Origin of the sequence: Streptomyces sp. NBC_01142 (genome assembly GCF_026341125.1) — a bacterium.
In the GTDB taxonomy this organism is placed as follows: domain Bacteria; phylum Actinomycetota; class Actinomycetes; order Streptomycetales; family Streptomycetaceae; genus Streptomyces.
Map to the genome: position 1 here is coordinate 733,865 of NZ_JAPEOR010000001.1, position 20,764 is coordinate 754,628.

Below are 20,764 nucleotides of genomic sequence, written 5' to 3' on the forward strand. Positions count from 1 at the left end.
CTACAGGTTCCTGTCGGCGGTCAGGGAATCGACCATCCGCTGGACATCCTCCGGGCTGTTCGCCGCCACGGTGACGACGGCCCCGGCGTACTCGATCCTGACCTCTACACGCTCGCTGCGCGACGCGCGCCAGTTGGCGACGGTGAGCAGAAGGGTACTCAGGGCGATCGTGTTGGACAGCACCACATTGATGACCTCCAGCGCAGAACCGCCCATCGAGCCGGGCTCTGCCTTGTCGGCGGCCAACTCGTGCTCGACGCCGACCAGGTCCGAGTCCCGGGCCAGCCAGCGGTGCAACGACCGCACCTGCCCGTCATCTCCAACGACCCGGATCCGTAACCCCAGTTGTTCCCGCATGCCCTGACTGCCCCTTCAGCGTGCTACCGGGTGAGGCATCCTAGGGCAGCTCTGTCCCGTGTGTACGGCCTATGGCATTCCGGATATCGATTTGGGGTAGCGGGGCGGCCACGGTTTGACGGTCAGCGAGCCGGCCTACGGGTGCAGCTCGCCGAGGAACGCGGTCCACGCGGCGGCCGGAATGTCAAAGCTCGGGCCGGCCTCACCGAGCTTGGAGTCGCGGACGTGGACGGTGTGGGGGCAGGAGGCGACCTCTACGCAGTCGCCGCCCTGGCTGTCGCTGTGTGTGGACTTACGCCAGTCCAGGGCGACCTCTATGCAGGCGCTGCCTTCGCTGTCGCTGTAGCTGGACTTGAACCACGTAAGTCGGTCGCTCATAGCTCCTCCACCCCTTGCCTGATGAATTCCGCCGATTCTTCGACGCTGAGGGCCTGCATGCGGATCATGCCATGCGCCTCGGCCAGCGCACTGACCCTGACGGGGTCTGAGTGGAGGGCGCTCGTTTCCGGTGCTTCGACGTAGGCGTAGCGGTCGTGGTCGGTGGTCTCCATCAACACCATTGAGCCGTTGAGCGACAGTCCGTTGCACCGGCCTTGAGGCAATACCTGGATTGAGACGTTCCGCAACTTGCCCACGTCCAGAACCCGTTCCAGCTGTCGCAGCATCACCTCTTTGCCGCCGACCATCGTCCGCAACGAGGCTTCGTACAGTACGAAGCTGAACACCGTGCCGGTTTTGAGCGTCAGCGCCCCCTGCCGTTGCATGCGCGCACGTACGCGCTCCTCCACCGTTTCGTCGTCCAGCGGGGGGTGGCTCTCGCTGATCAGTGCGCGCGCGTACTCCTCGGTCTGCAGCAGTCCAGGGATCAGGAGGGCGTCGTACGAGTGGCGCGCGATGGCCTCCGACTCGATCGCCATGAACTCCTGCGCCCTCGCAGGGAAGGGATCCGGCTTCAAGTACTCCTGCGCCGCCAGCAGCTTCCCGCCCGCCCCGCACATCTCGTCCGCCACCTGAAGCAGCCTCGCCGTCGGCCGTCTGCGACCCTGCTCCATCGACTTGACCGACTCGTACTCGTAATTCGCCTCCTTGCCCAGCTCCTCCCGGCTCACCCCGGCGTGCATGCGCCACAGCTTGATCTGGTTGCCGCAGTACCGCCACGTCTCCGTCACGGCTATCTCCCTTGGTACCCGCCGGGTACAACAACCTTCCGTACCCACGTCGTTACTCCCGACGCTAGCCCCGCGCCAGCACGGTATGAGCCATGAACGAGCACAAGGATCAGCACATCGAGTGGCAGCTGCCGCGTACACCTCGCAGTGTGGGCCGGGCGCGGGCGTTGCTCGCCGCGCAGGCGCGTGACTGGAAGATCCCGGACGACGTGGCCGACACCGCCGTACTGCTGCTCAGTGAGCTGATGACCAACGCCTGCCGCCATGCCCGCGTCCCGGCCGGCCGGGCGGTCCGGGCGGCCGTTTCCCTTGTCGGCGATGTCCTGCGCGTCGAGGTCCACGACGCCAGTGACGCCCTCCCGCAGCCGCGATCCGCCGCCCCGGACGACGAATCGGGGCGCGGTCTCACCCTCGTGGCGGCGCTGGCCGACGACTGGGGGGTCGGGCCCCGGCCGTACGGCATCGGCAAGGTGGTCTGGTTCGAACTACACGGTGCGGACACGGGTTTGACGCACACCCAGCGCTGCCCGCAGCCCCGTCTCTGAGCGTCATGCAGGCCAGGCCGTGGCTGAGGCAGCGTCAACCCCGATGCCATCAAACCATCTTGGGAGAGCTCGGGATCGAGGGAAGGGCTGCGACGCGCTCATCGCCGCCGCGAAGGCCGGGTGTTGCCGTCGCGGGCGCCGTGGCCGGATTGTGAAGGAATTATGGCCGCATATCGCGCAACTGTGGTGCAGATCATGATGCGTTGTGCCTGACTTGGGTGGTTCGCGGTCATGCGGGCCGAGATTCGCCCTGGTGAGAGGCATTCCCCTCGGATAGCTTCACGTTCCTTACGTAATTCTTACGTAATCTTCAAATCGTGGGGGAAGCATGGCGTGGCGATGGCGTCGTTGGGGAGCGACGCGCGGAGTGGCGATGGCGGCTGGCTCGCTGTTGACGCTCGGAGGGCTGACTGGGGGATTGCTGCCGGGGGTTGCCGCTGCCGCAGAGTCGGGCGTGGGACCGGCCGCCGTCAGGGCGGCGAGCGGTGGGGCATCCGGCAGTGTCTCGGAATCGGCTGCGCTGGCAGAGGCGAAGCGTTCGGGCAAGGCGGTGGAGGTGACATCGCTACGCCGGGAGAGCAGCGAGGTGTTCGCGACTCCGGGCGGGGAACTGGAGGCCCGGGAGTATCTGCGCCCGGTGTGGGCGCGGGTCCAGGGGCAGTGGAAGCCGGTCGACACCGAGCTGGCCAAGACCTCCGGTGGCATGGTTGCGCCGAAGGTGGCGACGCTGGGTCTGGAGTTTTCCGGGGGCGGGGACCGTCCGTTGGTGCGGATGGCGCGCGCAGGCAGGGAACTTGCTCTGTCGTGGCCGGGACCGCTGCCCGCGCCCGAGCTGGACGAGGAGACGGCGACGTATCGGGACGTGCTTCCGGACGTCGACCTGCGGATGGGGGCGCAGGAGGACGGTTTCACGCAGTTGTTGGTGGTGAAGTCGGCTGAGGCGGCGGAAAGTTCTCAGCTGGCGGAGTTGAGGTTGAAGCTCCGGGCGGACGGCCTGAACGTCCGTGAGACGGCTGCGGGTGGCCTGGAGGCCGTTGACGAGGGAGCCAAGGGCGCGGTCTTCGAGGCGCCGAGGCCGATGATGTGGGACTCCAGCCCCGGGGAAGGTGCGGCGCCCCAGAAGGCGCCTCAGCTGCGGGCCGCCGCGCGTGGTGACAGCGCCGGTGACAGCGGCGACGGCGGTGAGCGGGGTGCGGGTGAGTCGGGCAAGCTGGCGCCCGTCGGGGTGGAACTGCCCGTCAAGGGCGACGAGCTGGTTCTCAGACCGGACCAGCAGGTGCTCAAGGGTAAGAACACGCAGTATCCGGTGTTCATTGATCCGCAGTGGTATTCGCCGCGGGCCGCGGCATGGACGATGGCCTCGAAGTACTGGGCCTCGGCGCCGCAGTGGAAGTTCAACGGCGCGTCGGACTCAGGTCTTGGCTACTGCAACTGGACGTACTGCGCACCTCACGACACCAAGCGGCTCTTCTATCGGATACCCACGTCCAAGTTCGCCGGAAAGTCCATCCTCAGTGCCGAGTTCGTGGTGCGCAACACATGGTCGGCGTCGTGCTCGGCGCGCGGTGTGCAGCTGTGGCGTACTGAGGACATCTCGGATTCGACGACGTGGAACTCGCAGAACCGGTCCGGGTTCTGGATCAAGCAGCTGAAGTCGGAGTCGTTCGCCCACGGCTTCAACGGGTGCGCCGCGAAGGACGCGGAGTTCGATGTGAAGTCCGCGGTGCAGGAAGCCGCGAACGGCAGGAAGCCGACCATGACCTTCGGTCTGCGAGCGGCCAGCGAGTCGGACGGGTACGGCTGGAAGCGGTTCTCGGACAAGGCGTATCTGCGGGTGAAGTACAACCGCCCGCCGTCGCAGATCAGGATGTCGCAGCTGTCGATGGAGTACGGCGGCATGTGCAAGCAGCCCGCGAACGCGGCGCGTGTGCGCACTCTGGGCAGGATCTCCGCGAACAACGTCACCGACCCCGACGGGGACAGTGTCGCCGTGCAGTTCCAGGCAACCTGGGACGCTGGGGACGGCAAGGGAAACATCGTCCGCTGGAGCCCGTCACTGACCTCCTCCAAGCAGTCGGGTCGGAGCTTCTCGATCGGGCTGCCCGCGGTCCCGCAGAACAAGCAAGTGGCCTGGTACGCGCGGAGCTATGACGGAGCGCAGTACTCGCCGTGGTCGACTGCGGGTGATCCGACCGGCTGCTACTTCACGTACGACACTACGGTTCCGAAGGGCCCGGCCATCACGTCCGGCGACTATCCGGCGTCCGATCCGGAGAACCCGGAGGATCCGTGGCTGGATGGTGTGGGCAAGTACGGCGCGTTTGCACTGAAGGCCGCCGACAGCGATGTGACCAAGTACTGGTACGGCATCAACGGCGACCCGTCGTCGAAGAACGTGGTGGTCACGACGGGCGGCGCGGCGAAGACCGTACAGGTCCTGCCTTCCAAGCCGGGGCTGAACTTCGTGACTGCGCAGGCTTTCGACGCCCATGGCAACGGCAGCGAGGTCCGTACCTACCAGTACCGGGTCAAGGCCGGACAGCCGGAGAAGGCGGCGTGGACGCTGGATGACGCTGCTGGTGCGACCGAGGCGCAGGGCACGGGTGGCGTCCGCGTCGCCGATCTGCACGGTGGCGCCACGCCAGGTGTGGAGGGGGCGGTCGGGACGGCGGTGTCGTTCGACGGCGTCGACGACTACGTCCGCACCGACATCCCCACGGTGGCCACCGAGACCGGGTTCTCGGCCGCGGCGTGGGTGAAGTTGTCGAAGATGCCGGACACCGAGGCGGTCATCGCGGCGCAGCCGGGAAATCACAGCCCGAGCTTCGAGCTGTCCTACTCGAAGTCGTATGACCGGTGGGTGTTCAACCAGTTCACGGCCGACTCGCCGGGCGCGGGCGCGGTACACGCCATGTCTGCGACGCCGGGTGGGGTGAAAGCGGGAGAGTGGACCCATCTGGTGGGCACGTTCAGCTCGGGCTCGAAGGAGCTGAAGCTGTACGTCCAGGGCAAGCTGGTCGGCACGACCACGTACTCCACCCCCTGGGACGCGCGGCGGGGCCTGCAGATCGGTGCGGGCTCCTACAGCGGCCGGCCCGGCTCCTTCTTCCCCGGCTCCATCGACGAGGTGCGGATCTACGACAAGCCGCTCTCCGATGCGGACGTGGCCAGTCTCCACAACAAACAGCCCATCGGAATGGGTCGTCCGGCACGCGCGGTCTTTCCCATGGACGAGCCCGCCGATGCCACCCAGATCACCGGCCGCGCCGATGTCCACCCCGCCGTCCTGAAGGGCGGCGCCATCCCGGGCCGGCCCGGTGTGGCGGGCAAGGCGCTCACCCTGGACGGAAATGACGACTACGCCACCGCCGGTGCGCCGCACCTGAACAACCAGCGCAGCTTTACCGTGTCGGCGTGGGCGAAGCTCCCCAAGACCAAGCCCGACCACGCCGCGATCGTCGCCACCCAGGCCGGGATCCACAAATCCGGGTTCGAGCTGTACTACTCGAGCGCCTACGACCGGTGGGTGTTCAACCAGTTCGTCTCCGACACCTCGGATTCCACAGCCATCCGGGCCATGCAGGCCGACGGCAAGACCGCATACGGCGGTGATTGGGTGCACCTGGTGGGTGTGCACGACACCGTGGCCAATCAGCTGACGCTGTACGTCAATGGCGTCGAAGCAGGCCGGTCCGGCGTCGCCAACACCTGGTACGCGGGCGGCCCGGTCCAGATCGGGGCCGGCTCCTACGAAGGCAAGCCCGGCTCTTTCTTTCCCGGCCAGATCGACGATGTGAAGCTCTTCGACCGGCCCGTCTCGGCCGGCGAGGTACAGCAGCTGTTCCAACAGCGGCCGTCGGTCAGGAGCCGTTGGATGTTCGAGGAAACGACTGGTACCGATCCGGTGACCACTGCGGATGCTGCGGGTACCGGCAACGCCCTTGTCCTGAAGGGCGGGGCTGCCAAGTCCGACTCTGAATTCATCGACTCCGGTGCTCTGCAACTGAACGGTGTAGATGGCTATGCCGGGACGAGCACGGTTCCTGTGGACACATCGGGGAGCTTCACGCTCACTGCCTGGGCGCAGGCAGCGGCCATGCCCGAAGGCGCGGTGGCGTTGGCCGGCGCGGAGGGCAGTCAGCGCAGTGCGTTCTCGGTGCGCTTCGTGCCCGCGGCCACTGATCCAAACCGCAACCCTGGGCGCTGGGAGCTGTCGGTGGCGGACAAGGATGCCGGTGACGCGACGGTGGTACAGGTCGGCAACGGCGAGTTGTACGACGCGACGGAATGGAATCACCTGGCCTTGGTCTACGACGGCTTCACCAAGCAGGCGCGTCTGTACGTCAATGGCGCTCTGGCCGAAGTCGGTTGCAAGGACGACGACGGAGACGGCCAGGGCGACGACCCGGCGTGCACGGACCTGGTGCCGTGGGCGGAGGATGCGCTCGCCTTCAAGGCGGCCTCCCTCCAGGTCGGGCGGTCCGGCTCGGGCAGCAGGGCGGGTGAGTACTTCCCCGGTCTGGTGGACGACGTCTGGATCTTCCAGGGTGCGCTGACGGATGGGCAGGTCGAGAAGCTGTCGATCAGCTGGTTCGACGTGCCGACCCAGGTGCCCGGGGACTGACCGGCCCGGAGGTGTGCGGGGGAGGGGCCTGCACACCGCCCGGGCGATTTCGAATTGTTGAATTCTTCGCGCTCCGCACAGTCGTGTCCGCGAGCGCCATCGGTTGAGGGATTGATTCAGGGATGTTTGACACATCGCGGCGGCGCCGCGGCGCGGCAGTGCGGCGCAGAATCGCGCAGGTCGCCTCGACGGTCATGGTGGCCACGCTGCTGCAAGCAGTGGCCTTCGAGTCGACCGCGTCGGCGATCGGGAAGGGGCTTCCCGGGCTTCCTGGGCTTCCGAGCGCAGAGAAGCCGGTTGCGGGCTCAAGCAGCAACCGGATGACCCCGCGCAGGGTCGAGAAGGGCCCCCGGACCCCCAAGGAGGATCCGAAAGCCACCTGGCCGAAGGCCGGTTCCGCGGTGGTGAGGCTGGACGATCCCGCGACGAAGGCGAGCGATCCAGTCAAGGCCAAGGGCCTGCCGGTTGAGGTGACCACCCCTCCGAAGCAGCGCCTCAAGCGGGCCGTCCTCCGCAGCGTCGAGACGCGCGTCCTGCCGCGCGCGGCGGCGAAGAAGGCCGGGGTCGACGGGCTGCTGTTCACACTGGAGCCGCAGGCGGACAGCGCCGCGGGCTCCGTAGGCGCCTCGGTGGACTACTCCGCCTTCGCGGAGTCGTTCGGCGGCGGCTACGGCTCCCGTCTGACCCTGGTCGAACTGCCCGCGTGTGCGCTCAGCAAGCCCACCGAGGCGAAGTGCCGAACGGCCACCCCCGTGGCGACGGACAACAACGTCGAGAAGCAGACCCTGACCGCCCGCGCAGTCACACTGAAAGCGGGCACCCCCACGCTCCTGGCGGCCGTCGCCGGGGACGTGGGCAAGATGGGCGACTACAAGGCGACACCGCTGGCCGCGTCGTCGACCTGGAACACTGACCTGAGCTCGGGTGACTTCGGCTGGTCGTACGACATTCCCGTGCCGGAGGTGCCGGGTGAAATGGCCCCCGAGGTGGGCCTGTCCTATTCCTCGGGAGCCATCGACGGCCGTACGGGGGGCACCAACAACCAGTCCTCGTGGGCCGGTGACGGCTTCGACCTGTGGCCGGGTTACATCGAGCGCCGCTACAAGCCCTGTGCGGACGACGGCGTCAAGGACGCGGACGGCAACAAGCCCGGCGACCTGTGCTGGGGCTACGACAACGCGTTCATCACCTTCAACGGCAAAGGCGGCGAGCTCGTCCCGGCCGGCGACGACGAGTTCAAACTGAAGAAGGACGACGGCACCCGCATCAAGCGCCTGGCCTCAACCGCCAGGGGCAACGGGGACAACGACGGCGAGTACTGGCGCCTGACCGACCCCAGTGGCAACAGCTACTACTTCGGCTACAACCGGCTGCCGGGATGGGCCGACGGCAAGGAGTCCACCGACTCCACCTGGACCGCCCCCGTCTACGGCGACGACTCCGGCGAAAAGTGCCACGCTTCGACGTTCGCCGGCTCCTGGTGCCAACAGGCATGGCGCTGGAACCTCGACTACGCCGTCGACACCCACGGCAACGCCATCGCCTACTACTACGACAAGGAAGAGAACTCCTACGGCCGCAACCTGAAGGCCGCCGACAACACCCGCTACACCCGGGGCGGTTACCTGGACAGAATCGAGTACGGGCTGAAGTCCGACTCGGTCTACAAGACCAAGGCTCTGGCCAAGGTCGACTTCACCAGCTCTGAACGGTGCATCGCCGACAGCCAGACCACCTGTTCCTCCATCGACACCGATTCCTTCCACTGGTACGACACGCCGTGGGACATGAACTGCACGGCCTCCGAGGACTGCGACAAGGGGCGCTTGGCCGCAACCTTCTGGACACGCAAGCGACTGACCGGCATCACCACACAGGTCCTCAACGGTGGCGCCTACAGCAAGGTCGACTCCTGGGCCCTCGGCCATCGCTGGGGCAAGGCGGACATCGACTACCAGCTGCTACTGGACTCCATTCAGCGGACCGGCCACAGCGCCACCACGCCGGTCACGCTGCCCAAGACCACGTTGGCCTACACCCAGCTTGCCAACCGCATGGACAAGACCGGCGACGGATACGCCCCGTTCATCAAGTCCAGGCTGTCCACCGTCGCCGACGAGCACGGCGGCCAGATCGACGTCAACTACTCGGGCCAGGCATGCAATGCCGGCTCACTGCCCACCCCCGAGTCGAACACCACCCGCTGCTTCCCGCAGATGCTCGGGGGCTCCGACACTGAACCTGCCGAGCAGCACTGGTTCAACAAGTACGTCGTCACGTCGGTGACCGCTACCGACCGCACGGGCAAAGCACCGGACGCCGTCACCGCCTATGAGTACGTGGGCGGCGCAGCCTGGCACTACGACGATGACGACGGCCTGACCAAGGAGAAGGAAAAGACCTGGTCACAATGGCGCGGCTACGAGCAGGTACGAGTCAAGGCGGGCGGCCAGGGCGGTGCGTCGGCGCTGAAGTCGCAGCGGGACACGTACTTCCTGCGAGGCATGGACGGCGACCGCAAGGGCAAGTCGGGGGGCACCAAGTCCGTCACCGTGGCCCTGGGCGAAGGCGAGGGTGACCCGATCACCGACCATGAGTCGGCGGCCGGCTTCGCCTACAGGACCGCAACCTACTCCGGCCCCGGCGGGAAGATCCTCGAGAAGACCGTCGAGCGGCCCTGGCATCACGAGACCGCGAAAAAGGTGCGCGCCTGGGGCACCGTTACGGCCAATTTCACGGGCACCGAGAGCTCCAAGACGTACACCTCCCTGGACAACGGAGCGGGCACGAGCTGGCGCACCACCTCCAAGACAACGGGGTACGACAACGCCACCGGCCGCGCGTTCGAGCTCGATGACCGCGGTGACAACTCCACCGCGGCCGACGACCAGTGCACCCGCACCAGCTACACCACCAACTCCACCGCAGACATCCTCCCCCTGCCCTCGCGCGTCGAGACCGTCGCCGTGGACTGCGACACCACCCCCGACCGCACCAAGCACGTCATCTCCGACGTCCGCACTGCCTACGACGGCGGTGCCTACGGTGCCGCCCCCACCAAGGGCGACACGTCAGCGACTGCCACGCTCAAGAAGCACGACGGCACCACCGCCACCTACCTGGAGTCCGCCACTGCCGTCGACGCCTACGGCCGGACTCTGACCAGCACCGACCTCAGCGCGAACGTGACGGTCACCGGCGCGGGGACTCCGGCGCGCACCCCCCGAACTGACGGCCGCACCACGACGACCAAGTTCGAGCCGACCAGCGGCTTCCCCACGAAGATCACGACGACCAGCCCGCCCGCAAAGGCGCCGGATGCCGCAACCGCCCAGACGACGGTCGTCACCCTGGACCCGCTGCGCGGCAAGACGTTGACCGAAACCGACACCAACAACCGAGTGACGACCCTCGCCTACGACGCGCTGGGCCGCTCGTCGAAGATCTGGCTCGCCAACCGCGCCACCTCACTCACGCCGTCCTACGCCTTCGACTACTTCATCGACGAAGGCAAGGAGGTCGCGGTCCGCTCCCAGACCCTGGACAACTCCGGGGCCCAGCTCGCCTCGTACACGATCCTCGACGGCTTCCTGCGTGAACGGCAGACCCAGGCCCCCGGACCCGGCGGGGGACGGCTGCTGACCGACAACTTCTACGACGAGCGCGGCCAGGTCGCCAAGACCTTCGCCACGTACTACACCGAAGGCGCCCCCAACCGGCAGCTGTTCCTGCCGGAGAACGCGCTGAGCGTGGAGACCCAGACCCGCCACAGCTTCGACGGCCTGGGTCGGGAGACCGAAGCGAAGCAGCTCGCCGGCAACGGCGACGGCGGCACCGTCCTCGGCGTCACGCAGACCATCCACGGCGGAGACCACACCACGGTCATCCCGCCCGAGGGTGGCACCGCCACCACCACGCTGACCGACGCCCGCGGCCAGACCACCCAGCTGCGCCAGCACCACTCCCGCAACGCGGCCGCCCCCTACGACACCACGACCTACACGCACACACCCGCAGGCAAGCTGGCCAAGGTCACCGACCCGGAAGGCAACGACTGGACGTACGCCTACGACCAGCTCGGCCGCCAGACGACGACCAAGGATCCCGACAAGGGCTCCATCACCAGCACCTACGACGACCGCGGCCAGCTGGTCACCACCACGGACGCACGCAACACCCTGCACCACGTCTACGACGGCCTCGGCCGACAGACCCAACTGCGCGACGGCAGCGCCACCGGCACCCTGCGTGCGGAGTGGACCTACGACACTGTCACCGGTGCCAAGGGCCAACTGGCCTCGGCCACCCGTCACGTGAACGGGTCCCCGTACACCACCAAGGTCACCCAGTACGACCAGCTCTACCGACCGATGCGCACAGCCGTGGTCATCCCCGCGTCCGAAGGAGACCTGGCCGGCACCTACCAGACCGGCACCTCGTACAAGACCTCCGGTCTGATCGCGGGCGTCTCCTACTCGGCGGCGGGATCCCTGCCGGGCGGCTCCTACGCCTACAACTACGACGACATCCTGCGCCCCGTCTCCGTCCTCGGTGACGGCTTCAAGGCCGACACCAGTTACTCGCTGACCGGTAAACCGCTGCAGTACCAGTACGCCTCGACCGCCGACGGCGCGAAGAAGGCCCAGGTCACCAACACCTATGAGTGGGGAACCCAGCACCTGGCCACCTCACGTGTGGACCGTGAAGGAGTCGCCGGAGTCGACCGGCACAACACCTACCGCTACGACCAGGCCGGCAACGTCCTGGCGATAGCCGACGCATCCCGCGACGGTGCCGACACCCAGTGCTTCACCTACGACTACCTGCGCCGTCTCACCTCAGCATGGACCGAAGGCGACGCCACCTGCTCCACCACCGCCTCCGGCAGTGCCATCGGCGGTGTGGCCCCCTACTGGCACTCCTACACCTACGACAAGACCGGCAACCGACTCACTGAAACCCTCCACGACACCGCCGGCGACACTGCCAAGGACACCAAGCGCGCCTACAGCTACCCGCCCGCGGGCAGCAGCCGGCCGCACGGCCTCACCCAAGTCGCCCAGAGCGGCCCGTCCGGTACGTCGAAGACCACCTACGGATACGACGCCACAGGCAACACTCACTCCCGCGTGAACCCGGGAGACACCCAGAAGCTGGCCTGGGACGCCGAAGGCCACCTTGCCAAGGTCACCAAGTCGGTCGAGGGCAAGCCCGACGACGTCACCGAGTACCTCTACGACACCGAAGGCAACCGCCTCATCGCCCGCACCGCGGCCGAAACCACCCTCTACCTCGGCCACACCGAACTTGTCCTGCCCAAGGGCGCCACCAAGGCAAAGGCCACCCGCTACATCGACCTCGGCAGCGGCAGCCAGGCAGTTCAGGCCGACGACCGCAAGGTCACCATCACCGTCGCTGACCACCAGGCAACCGGCCAACTCGCCATCACCGCGGACTCGCTGGCACTGACACAGCGGCGCTCCCTGCCCTTCGGCGGTACGCGCGGCACCACGCCGGAAGCCTGGGCCGGAACGAAGGGATTCGTCGGCGGCACCGACGACACCGGTACCACGGGCCTCACCCACCTCGGAGCGCGCGAATACGACTCCACGATCGGCCGTTTCCTCTCCGTCGACCCGCTGATGGACCTCGCGGATCCGCAACACCTCAACGGCTACACGTACTCGGAGAACAACCCCGTCACCTACTCCGACCCCACGGGCCTGAGGAAGGCCGACTGTGAGGGCGGCTGGGGTAAATGTGGCCCCGGACCCAAGGTCGCTGGGTCAGCCGACAGTGGCGGTAAAAGTAAAGGTAGGACAAGGGGCAGCAGCGACAACGGAAACGGCGGAAAGATCACCGTTACCGTAAAGGTTACGGCCCAAGCACCGGACTGCCCCTATTCCGGTCACCTGGCAGATGCGTGCCACGTGTCGGAGACGATGTTCAAGGCAGGCTACATACGGAGCGAAGGCCAAGTCAGTGCCTGGGAGATCACCAAGACTCTGATCCTTCCTGACACCAAAGCGTGGTCCGAGTGCCTCAACGGTGAGAGTCTCGAAAGCTGCGCATGGGCAGCCACCGACCTGCCTACCCCCGGCAAAATCCTCAAAATAGTCAAACTCACCAAACTCAAGAAAACAAAGAAAGTCACCTCCGAGTGTCAGTGCTTCCTTGCCGGGACCGACGTCCTCATGGCCGACGGAAGCACAAAGAATATCGAAGAAGTTGAACTCGGAGACAAGGTCCTCGCCACCGACCCGAAGACTGGGGAAACCGGTGAGCGCGAAGTCACGGCCACCATCGTCACCGATGACGACAAGTACTTCACCGACCTGACGATCTCCACGCCGGTCGGCACCGAGCACCTCACCGCTACGTACGAGCACCCATTCTGGGCCGTCTCCGAACAAGACTGGATCGAGGCCGGCGACCTCAAGCCCGGCATGACCCTGCGCACCGACGACGGTCGCACTGTCAAGGTCACGGCCACCCGTCAGTTCCAGGACCACGCCCGCACTTACAACCTCACCATTGCCGACCTGCACACGTATTATGTGCTGGCTGGGGCTACGCCGGTCCTGGTTCATAACTGCGACCGGGCCGGTTTGGATTTCACTGATGCTGAGCGGCAGAAGGTTTATGACGCCAACGAAGCGAAGAATGACAGCGTCCTGAAGTGTGATTACTGTGGGCGAGATGTGGTACGTCGACCCTCAACGCGAGGTGTCCCAGGACGCCCGGACGATGCTCAGATTGATCACATAGAGCCGAGGGCCGGTGGCGGGCACGGTGGCGCGCACAATGGAGCAGTCGCCTGTCGTCGATGCAACAGGGATAAGTCCACGAAACCTCTGGAGGATTGGGACGATGAGCTCAGAGAATTCCTTGAGCCCTAGCGGCAGAGAGTCCGCGCCGGAGAGTAAGCCTGAGAGGCTGTACAAGGTAGCCTTCGACCTCCCTGACAAGACTGCCGATTGGGCTCATGCCTCTGCGGAGCGGCTCTGGACTGGGAAGACCTTTGTGAAGATGGAGGTTCAGGTCCGGAACACTCCCTTCTACGTGAAGGGGATCGCCTTTGGTGACATTGTGCGAGTCAGGGCTGATCACGAGCGCAGAGAGTTCGTGTTCGAGGAGTTTGTGTCGGAGTCCGGGCATTCAACGGTCCGCGTCATCATCAAGGATGACGACGCGGGAGACATGGTCGATGCCATGCTCCGCAGCTTTGACTGCTCCTGGGAGATTGATACGACTGGATACTTGTGGGCAATCGACGTGCCGCCGCATGTTGATTACGCATCCATGAGAGTTGCACTCCTTGATGTTGTCAATGAAGGGAAAATTGGCATCGAAGAGGGTGCGCTTGCAAGTGCTCATCGCGATGGGCTGGGATTGCCAGAGTCCGATCGTTAATCGGGTTCGCGAGAAGCCCCGCCGGGTTCTATTCCGGCAGGGCTTCTGGGGTGTTTGACGACAACGTCGGCGGACAGCTGCTGTGACGGGTGGGTCATCGGTGCTGAGGACGTCGTTCAGGGTGTCGATGGCTTGGCGGTGGGGGCGGAGTCGGACGTGGGCGTAGCCGGCGGGGACGCCGATGTGGGCGTGGCCGAGGAGCTCTTTGATCACCACAAGGTCGCCGCCCTGCTCCAGGAGCAGGGCGGCTGTCGACGAGTGGTGCAGGTCATGGAAGCGGATGCGGCGGAGCCCGGCCGGTCGAGGAATCGGACCCATGCCGCTGCACCAAAGAAGCCCCCGGGGAGGTTCCCGGCAGGGCTTCTTTGGTGCTTTGGCGGCAACGTCAGCGGACGACTGCTTGTGGCGGGTGGCGCTTCGGGGCCGTCCTCGATCTGGCTGAAGGCGTGTTGAGGGGTGTCGATGGTCTTGGTGCTGCCGCACAGTCATGACGATGAGACGATCTTGGGAAGATATGAGTGAAATCCGTGCCGACGACATGCCCCTGTTGATGCTTCGAATGGTCCCGGAGTCCGCAGAGTTCATCGCCGAGAAGTACGGGATGCCTGCGGATCATGCTGTCGTGACGCGGGATGCGATGCTGGACCTGTACGACCTGCTGACCGAAGCTTTCATGGACCCGATTTTGCTGCCACAGTTGCGGAGTTCCGCTCCTGACACCGAACTCTTGCAGCGATGTTTCGATTTGGTGGAGAGGCTTATGGAAAGTCCTGATGAATCCCTTAGGGGAGCGGTGTATTTTCAGGTTCTCGAGCAGTTCCTGAACCCCGGGACTCTGATCGAAGACTCCTTCCCGTACATGAGGGAGCGGACCCGGAAGCGCACCGTCATGATGCTAAAGGGGTACGGAATCACACTGCCTGGCATAACTGACGTTTGACTACGAGTTCGTGACGCGATCCTTTTGAGGCGTCATGGGCTTGAGTCGTCGATGCGTCAATTCGACCCTCTGTGCACTCGGTGGATCGGGGTCATGATCTGCTTCGGCAAGACGTACTACCTCGGGCCGAGGGCAAAGAGATCCCGTTTGGGTGGCTGACTGCGGACGCTTCCCACGACTACAGCAAGGGCCGGCGGCACGAACTCGATCAGGCCGATGTCCTTCATGCCGCAGTCATCGACCACCCGTCCGCGACGTGATCGTCCCGGGCAGAGAAGCGGCCCGCCCGGCGGGGGACACCAGGCGGGCCGCAGTCTCGAGGGAGTGGACTACCAGCGGGTCGTCTCGCCGAAGAAGTCCTCGATCTCCACCGCCCGGCCCGACTCCTGGGCCTCGCGGTAGATGTGCAGGCCGACCGCCAGGTCGAGCACCCCGAGCCCGAACGGGGAGAAGATCACCGGCTTGTCCGTGCCGACGGTCACCTCGCCCTTTACCACCTGCGCGAGCGTGCCGGTGATGAAGTCGCGGCTGCCGTACTTCTGCTCCGCCAGGTGCGGTGACGTGTTCGCCTTCAGGCAGTGGTCCACGTCGTCGAGGATGTTGTACGCCCCGTCGATCAGCTCCGGGCCGATGTCCCGCAGCGAGATGTTCAGCACCACCTGGCCGGGGACGAAGGACTCCAGGTCGACGATGTACGGCTCCGCGGCCGTCGTCGCCAGTACCACCACGTCCGCGTCCTTCAGCGCCGACGGCAGCGAGGACTCCGTGGAGGCCTGGTAGCCGAGGGACTCGGAGGCGTACGACGCCAGGGCGGCGCCGTACTCCTCGCTCTTGTCGTGGACCGTGACCGAGGAGACCGTCCAGTCGCGGGACTTGAAGAACTCCAGGATGTTACGGGCGATGATGCCCGCGCCCACCACCGTCAGTTTGCCGGCCGTGCGGCCGCCGGTGAGCTGTTCGGCGGCGAGCACCGCGGAGGCCGCCGTGCGGGCCGCGCTGATCTGGGAGGCCTCCAGGCACGCGAACGGGTAGCCCGTCTCGTAGTCGTTGAGCAGCAGGGCCGCCGACGCCCGCGGGATGCCGCGCTCGATGTTGGCCGGGAAGCTGCTGATCCACTTGATGCCGGAGACCTCCGTGGAGCCCTCCGTACCGCCCAGGTGCGCGGGGAGCGCGATGATGCGGGCGTCGGGCTTCTCGGGGAAGCGCAGGAAGTAGCTGTCGGGGTTCACCGAGTCGCCCGCGTGGTGGGCGAGATAGGTGTCGCGCACCACGTCGACGATCTGCGGGCGCGACGCGCCGATGATCTCCCGGGCGGTCTTTCCGCCGATGACGCTGAACTCGTACATGTTCCGGATCCTCGGTATTCAGTGGTTGACGAGAGGGGTGCGGTGCGCGGAGGCGGTCTGCGAGGTCCGCTCGGGGGCCTCGGCCGCCTCCTCCTCGCCGTGCGACAGTTCCGGCAGCCACTTCAGCCAGCGCGGCAGGTACCAGTTGGACTTGCCGAGCAGTGCCATCACGGCCGGCAGCAGGACCGCCCGCACCAGCGTCGCGTCGAGGAAGACGGCGACGGCGAGGCCGATGCCCAGCTGCTTGAAGTCCTGCATGGACAGCGTGCCGAAGACCGCGAAGACGGCGACCATGATCATGCCCGCGCTGGTGACGACGCCGGCGGTGGAGCGGATGCCGTGCGCGACCGCCTTGATGTTGTCCGCGCCGCGGTCGTGGGCCTCACGGATCCGGGAGACCACGAAGACGTGGTAGTCCATCGACAGACCGAACAGCACCACGAAGACGAAGAGCGGCATCCAGGACTCGATCGCGCCGACCGCCGTCGTGCCGACGAGCTCGTCGCCCCAGCCCTTCTGGAAGACCGCGGTCATCACGCCGTACGCGGCGGCCACCGACAGCAGGTTGAGGATGATCGCGGTGATCGCGATGACGATCGAGCGGAAGCAGAGCAGCATCAGCAGGAAGCTGACGCCCATGACGAAGGCGAAGACCGGCACGATGCTCGACTTGAGCTGGTCGTTGTAGTCGGTCGAGAACGCCAGGTCGCCGCCGACCGGGGCGTCGGAGCCCGCAGCCTTCGTCAGCGTCGCCGGGATGATGTCCTCGCGCAGCGTCTCCAGCGCCTTCACCGAGGTCGCGCCACGGCCGTCGCCGGCCAGCGGGGCGCTGATCACCGCGATGTTCTCGCCCTTGTGGACAGTGACTTCGATCGGGTTCATCACCTGCTTCGAGGCGAGGGCCTGCTTCTTGAAGTCCTCGATGGCCTGCGTCGCGGCGGGCGAGCCGATGGAGGACGCCTTGTAGACGATCTGGGCCGGGGCGGGCGCGCCCGGGAAGGCCTTCTCGATCCGCTGGGCGGTGGTGACCATCGGGTTGTCCGCGGGCAGCAGCTGGTCGAAGCCCAGCTTCTCGGTCTTCATGGACAGCGCCGGCGCGGCGAGAGCGAGCAGCGCGGCGATGCCGATAAGGGCGAACAGCGAGGGCACCTTCAGCACGGCACCCAGCAGCTTGCCGGGACGCTCGTTCGCGTGGCGTACGCGCGCCTTGCGGCGGAAGCCGGGGATCCTGCCGAGCTCGACCTTGTCGCCGAGCATCGCCATCACGGCGGGCAGCACGGTCATCGAGCCGAGCACCGCGATCAGCACGACCTCGATGGTGGCGATGGCGAAGCCCTCGAAGACCGTCAGACCGGAGAAGAACATGCCGGCCATGGCAACGGCGACCGTGATGCCGGAGATCAGCACCGAGCGCCCCGACGTCGCGGCGGCGATGCGCAGCGCAGTCTCCTTGTCCCGTCCCGCCGCACGCTCCTCGCGCTCGCGGCGGATGTAGAAGAGGCAGTAGTCGACGCCGACGGCCAGACCCATCAGCAGCATCACCGAGTTGGTCATCGCGTCGACCGGCACCAGCTGGCTGGAGAGCGCGAGCAGGCCCATCGCCGCGACACAGGCGGTGATCGCTAGAATCAGGGGCAGTACGGCGGCGAGCAGTGCGCCGAAGACCACCAGCAGGATGCCGAGCGCGACCGGCACGGCGGTGAACTCGGCGCGGGTGAAGTCCTTGCCGAGTGAGTCGTTGATGCCCTTCAGGCCGCTCGCCGCGCCGTACTCGCCGAGTGTCACGGACGCGTGTGCCGCATCCGTCTTCGCGATGGCGTCGATGACCGGCTTGATGCGGTCGGCGGCCGTGTCCGGGTCGCCCTTCACCGCGAACTGGATCAGCGCGTCGTGCTGGTCCTTGGAGACCGCGCCCGTCTTGTACGGGTCGCCGATCTTCTCGGCCAGGCCCGTGCCGTCGACCGCGGCGACCGCGTCGGCCACGGCCTTCTTGAACTCCGGCTTGTCCGCGGTGAGTTCATCGCTGTGCACGAGAACCATCTCGGGCGCCGGAGTGCGGATGTCCGCGTCGACCAGGATCCGGGCGGCGCGCCCCGATTCCCCGGTGCCGTAGTCGGCCTCCGTCAGATTCTGCTGTCCGGCCATACCGCCCAGCACCGTGAGCGCGATGACGGCGAAGAGCCACCCGAAAACCGCGGTCTTGCGGTGCCGGGCGCTCCAGCCTCCCAGTGAAGCCGCCAGATTGCGTTGACTCGCCATTACCTCTCCCGATGAGGACGTTTCAGGACCGTGCAGGACCGACGGTTCTGCAATGTCATTCAGCGTAGGGAAAACCAAAGGTCAACACCTGTCGCAGAACTGGCAGTTCAGTGCCGCTGCAACATCCTGCCAACCTCCTGTTGCAGGAACCTGCACCGGCAATCTTCGGACATCAGGAACGCGTTCCTTCCGGCCATACGGCCGGTTACGTTCAATTCCCGTCGGAAGATTCACCGAATTCCAAGAAGGGGGGAAGGCGTGAATACCGCGATCGAGGCCGAAGGTCTGACGAAGCAGTACGGCAGCCACCGTGCCCTGGGGGGCGTGGACCTGTCGGTCCGTGCGGGCACCGTGCTCGGTCTGCTCGGGCCCAACGGCGCCGGCAAGACCACCACGGTCAGAATGCTCGCCACCCTGCTCGAACCGGACGCGGGCTCGGCACGCGTCGCCGGTTTCGACATCGTCAAGCAGCAGCGCGAGGTCAGACGGCGGATCGGTCTGGCCGGCCAGTACGCAGCCGTCGACGAACTGCTCACCGGGCGGGAGAATCTCGTTCTGCTCGGCCGGCTGCTGCGGCTCGGCCGCAAGGGCGCCCGCGCCCGCGCCGCCGAACTCCTCGCGCAGTTCGAGCTCGAGGCCGCCGCCGACAAGCCCGCCAAGGAGTACTCCGGCGGTATGCGCCGCCGGCTCGACCTCGCGACCTGCCTGATCGCCTCGCCCGAGGTGCTCTTCCTCGACGAGCCGACCACCGGTCTCGACCCGGCCAGCCGCGCCACCCTGTGGCGGATGGTCCAGGAGCAGGTCGACAGCGGTGTGACCGTCCTGCTCACCACCCAGTACCTCGAAGAGGCCGACTTCCTGGCCGACCGCATCCTCGTCATCGACCGCGGCACGGTCATCGCCGAGGGCACCTCCGACGAGCTGAAGCGGAAGGTGGGCGGCGAGCGCCTGGAGGTCTCGGTCAGCGAGGCCGCGTCGCTGGCGACCGCCGCGTTCGCGCTGGCCCCGCTGGCGCTCCAGCCGCCGCAGCTGGACGAGCGCCAGCGCACCGTCTCCGTACAACTGCCGGACGGAATGGGCGCACTGGCCTCGGCGGCCACCGCGCTGGAGTACTCGGGAGTCACCGTCGAGGAGTTCGCGCTGCGCCGCCCCTCGCTCGACGACGTCTTCTTCCACCTCACCGGAGAGTCCGCGACAGGTCAGTCCGCGACCGGTCAGCCTGCGACAGGTCAGTCCGCGGCCGGCGAATCCGCGACCGGTCAGCCCGCCGGTAGCCCGGAGTTCAAGAAAACGGAGGCTGCGCGATGAGCTCGGCGCTCACCCACGGCAGCGATGTCCTGGCGCTCACCGGCCGCCATCTGCGCCATCTGCGCCGCACCCCGGAGAAGATCATCGGGGTGGCGCTCACACCGGTCGCCATGGTCATCATCCTCGGCTATCTCTTCGCCACCGTCGTCAAGGTGGAGAACAGCGGCGGCGAGTACCGCGAATACATCATGGCCGGGGTCTTCGCCCAGGTCGGGCTCTCCTGCATCGGCATCACCGCGATCGGGGTGGCCGGTGATCTGGGCAAGGGCCTGATCGACCGGTTCCGCTCGCTGCCGATGGGCCGGGCGACCGTACTGGTCGGCCACACGCTCGCCGACCTGGTCACGGCCGCCATGAGCATCGCGGTGGTCGCCCTCACCGGACTGCTGGTCGGCTGGCGCGTACACGGCACGTTCGGGGAGACCCTCGCCGGCTTCGCGCTGCTGCTCGCCTTCGCCTACGCCATGCTCTGGGTCGGCGCCCTGCTCGGCATGGTGATGCGCAACCTCGAGGCGATCAACGGCGTGGCCGCACTGCTGCTGGTCCTCTTCTCCTTCCTCTCCAGCTCGTTCATGCCGCTCACCGGGCTGCCCGGCTGGCTGCGGGCGGCGGCCGAGTGGAATCCGGTCAGTGCCGTCTCCGAGGCCTGCCGCCAGCTGTGGGGGAACACCGGTGCCGTCAGCTCGGGGAGCTACCCCGTCGAGCACCCGGTGATCGTTTCGCTGATCACTCTCAGCGTTCTCATTGCAGTTCTTGTACCGCTGAGCCTGCGTGTGTACCGCACGTCGGCCGCGCGATGATCT

General features: G+C 66.6%; 12 protein-coding genes and 1 pseudogene. 7 read left to right on the top strand and 6 right to left on the bottom strand.

Features of this window, described 5'->3' with window-relative positions:
- The 3 genes from OG883_RS03630 to OG883_RS03640 form a co-directional block, all read right to left on the bottom strand.
- Nucleotides 1-357 carry a hypothetical protein gene (locus OG883_RS03630; RefSeq protein WP_266534856.1) on the bottom strand — a complete coding sequence of 119 codons (357 nt, stop codon included), beginning with the start codon at nucleotides 355-357 and terminating at the stop codon, nucleotides 1-3.
- Between the two features lie 135 nt (nucleotides 358-492).
- Nucleotides 493-735, bottom strand: a complete 243-nt coding sequence (locus OG883_RS03635; protein WP_266534857.1) for a DUF397 domain-containing protein — start codon at nucleotides 733-735, stop codon at nucleotides 493-495.
- Nucleotides 732-1,526 carry a helix-turn-helix transcriptional regulator gene (locus OG883_RS03640; protein WP_266534858.1) on the bottom strand — a complete coding sequence of 265 codons (795 nt, stop codon included), beginning with the start codon at nucleotides 1,524-1,526 and terminating at the stop codon, nucleotides 732-734. The genes OG883_RS03635 and OG883_RS03640 overlap by 4 nt, the downstream gene beginning before the upstream one ends.
- 92 nt (nucleotides 1,527-1,618) lie before the next feature.
- Here OG883_RS03640 and OG883_RS03645 point away from each other — a divergent pair, with 92 nt between their 5' ends.
- The 4 genes from OG883_RS03645 to OG883_RS03660 all read left to right on the top strand — a co-directional run bounded on the left by OG883_RS03645 (nucleotide 1,619) and on the right by OG883_RS03660 (nucleotide 14,108).
- Nucleotides 1,619-2,071, top strand: coding sequence for an ATP-binding protein (locus OG883_RS03645; protein ID WP_266534861.1), 453 nt, complete (start codon nucleotides 1,619-1,621; stop codon nucleotides 2,069-2,071).
- Between the two features lie 328 nt (nucleotides 2,072-2,399).
- Entirely contained in the window at nucleotides 2,400-6,695 is a 4,296-nt protein-coding gene (locus OG883_RS03650) for a LamG-like jellyroll fold domain-containing protein (RefSeq protein ID WP_266534864.1), read from the top strand.
- A gap of 194 nt (nucleotides 6,696-6,889) precedes the next feature.
- Nucleotides 6,890-13,594, top strand: a complete 6,705-nt coding sequence (locus tag OG883_RS03655) for a polymorphic toxin-type HINT domain-containing protein (protein ID WP_266541205.1) — start codon at nucleotides 6,890-6,892, stop codon at nucleotides 13,592-13,594.
- Nucleotides 13,566-14,108, top strand: coding sequence for a DUF4265 domain-containing protein (locus OG883_RS03660; RefSeq protein WP_266534867.1), 543 nt, complete (start codon nucleotides 13,566-13,568; stop codon nucleotides 14,106-14,108). The genes OG883_RS03655 and OG883_RS03660 overlap by 29 nt, the downstream gene beginning before the upstream one ends.
- Nucleotides 14,109-14,195: 87 nt before the next feature.
- Here the strand turns inward: OG883_RS03660 and OG883_RS03665 are convergent.
- A pseudogene (locus OG883_RS03665) lies at nucleotides 14,196-14,405 on the bottom strand (site-specific integrase); the annotation flags it as partial.
- A gap of 217 nt (nucleotides 14,406-14,622) precedes the next feature.
- Here OG883_RS03665 and OG883_RS03670 point away from each other — a divergent pair.
- Nucleotides 14,623-15,048, top strand: a complete 426-nt coding sequence (locus OG883_RS03670; RefSeq protein ID WP_266534870.1) for a hypothetical protein — start codon at nucleotides 14,623-14,625, stop codon at nucleotides 15,046-15,048.
- Between the two features lie 329 nt (nucleotides 15,049-15,377).
- Here OG883_RS03670 and sbnB read toward each other — a convergent pair whose 3' ends face one another.
- Nucleotides 15,378-16,394 (bottom strand): 2,3-diaminopropionate biosynthesis protein SbnB, encoded by a 1,017-nt coding sequence (gene sbnB, locus OG883_RS03675; protein WP_266534873.1) that lies wholly within the window; start codon nucleotides 16,392-16,394, stop codon nucleotides 15,378-15,380.
- Between the two features lie 18 nt (nucleotides 16,395-16,412).
- Nucleotides 16,413-18,653, bottom strand: coding sequence for an MMPL family transporter (locus tag OG883_RS03680; protein WP_266534876.1), 2,241 nt, complete (start codon nucleotides 18,651-18,653; stop codon nucleotides 16,413-16,415).
- 258 nt (nucleotides 18,654-18,911) lie between these two features.
- Here OG883_RS03680 and OG883_RS03685 point away from each other — a divergent pair, with 258 nt between their 5' ends.
- Both OG883_RS03685 and OG883_RS03690 read left to right on the top strand, forming a co-directional pair.
- Entirely contained in the window at nucleotides 18,912-19,961 is a 1,050-nt protein-coding gene (locus OG883_RS03685) for an ATP-binding cassette domain-containing protein (RefSeq protein ID WP_266534879.1), read from the top strand.
- On the top strand, nucleotides 19,958-20,761 hold the full coding sequence (locus OG883_RS03690; RefSeq protein ID WP_266534881.1) for an ABC transporter permease: 804 nt from the start codon (nucleotides 19,958-19,960) through the stop codon (nucleotides 20,759-20,761). Before OG883_RS03685 ends, OG883_RS03690 begins: the two co-directional genes overlap by 4 nt.
- Nucleotides 20,762-20,764: the final 3 nt, after the last annotated feature.

What these genes read in the sequence shown, in the direction of transcription:
- OG883_RS03680 (WP_266534876.1), bottom strand. Translation starts at nt 18,653, where the DNA reads ATGGCGAGTCAACGCAATCTGGCGGCTTCACTGGGAGGCTGGAGCGCC.
- OG883_RS03645 (WP_266534861.1), top strand. Translation starts at nt 1,619, where the DNA reads ATGAACGAGCACAAGGATCAGCACATCGAGTGGCAGCTGCCGCGTACA.
- OG883_RS03690 (WP_266534881.1), top strand. Translation starts at nt 19,958, where the DNA reads ATGAGCTCGGCGCTCACCCACGGCAGCGATGTCCTGGCGCTCACCGGC.
- OG883_RS03650 (WP_266534864.1), top strand. Translation starts at nt 2,400, where the DNA reads ATGGCGTGGCGATGGCGTCGTTGGGGAGCGACGCGCGGAGTGGCGATG.
- OG883_RS03630 (WP_266534856.1), bottom strand. Translation starts at nt 357, where the DNA reads ATGCGGGAACAACTGGGGTTACGGATCCGGGTCGTTGGAGATGACGGG.
- OG883_RS03660 (WP_266534867.1), top strand. Translation starts at nt 13,566, where the DNA reads ATGAGCTCAGAGAATTCCTTGAGCCCTAGCGGCAGAGAGTCCGCGCCG.
- OG883_RS03635 (WP_266534857.1), bottom strand. Translation starts at nt 735, where the DNA reads ATGAGCGACCGACTTACGTGGTTCAAGTCCAGCTACAGCGACAGCGAA.
- sbnB (WP_266534873.1), bottom strand. Translation starts at nt 16,394, where the DNA reads ATGTACGAGTTCAGCGTCATCGGCGGAAAGACCGCCCGGGAGATCATC.
- OG883_RS03670 (WP_266534870.1), top strand. Translation starts at nt 14,623, where the DNA reads ATGAGTGAAATCCGTGCCGACGACATGCCCCTGTTGATGCTTCGAATG.
- OG883_RS03655 (WP_266541205.1), top strand. Translation starts at nt 6,890, where the DNA reads ATGGTGGCCACGCTGCTGCAAGCAGTGGCCTTCGAGTCGACCGCGTCG.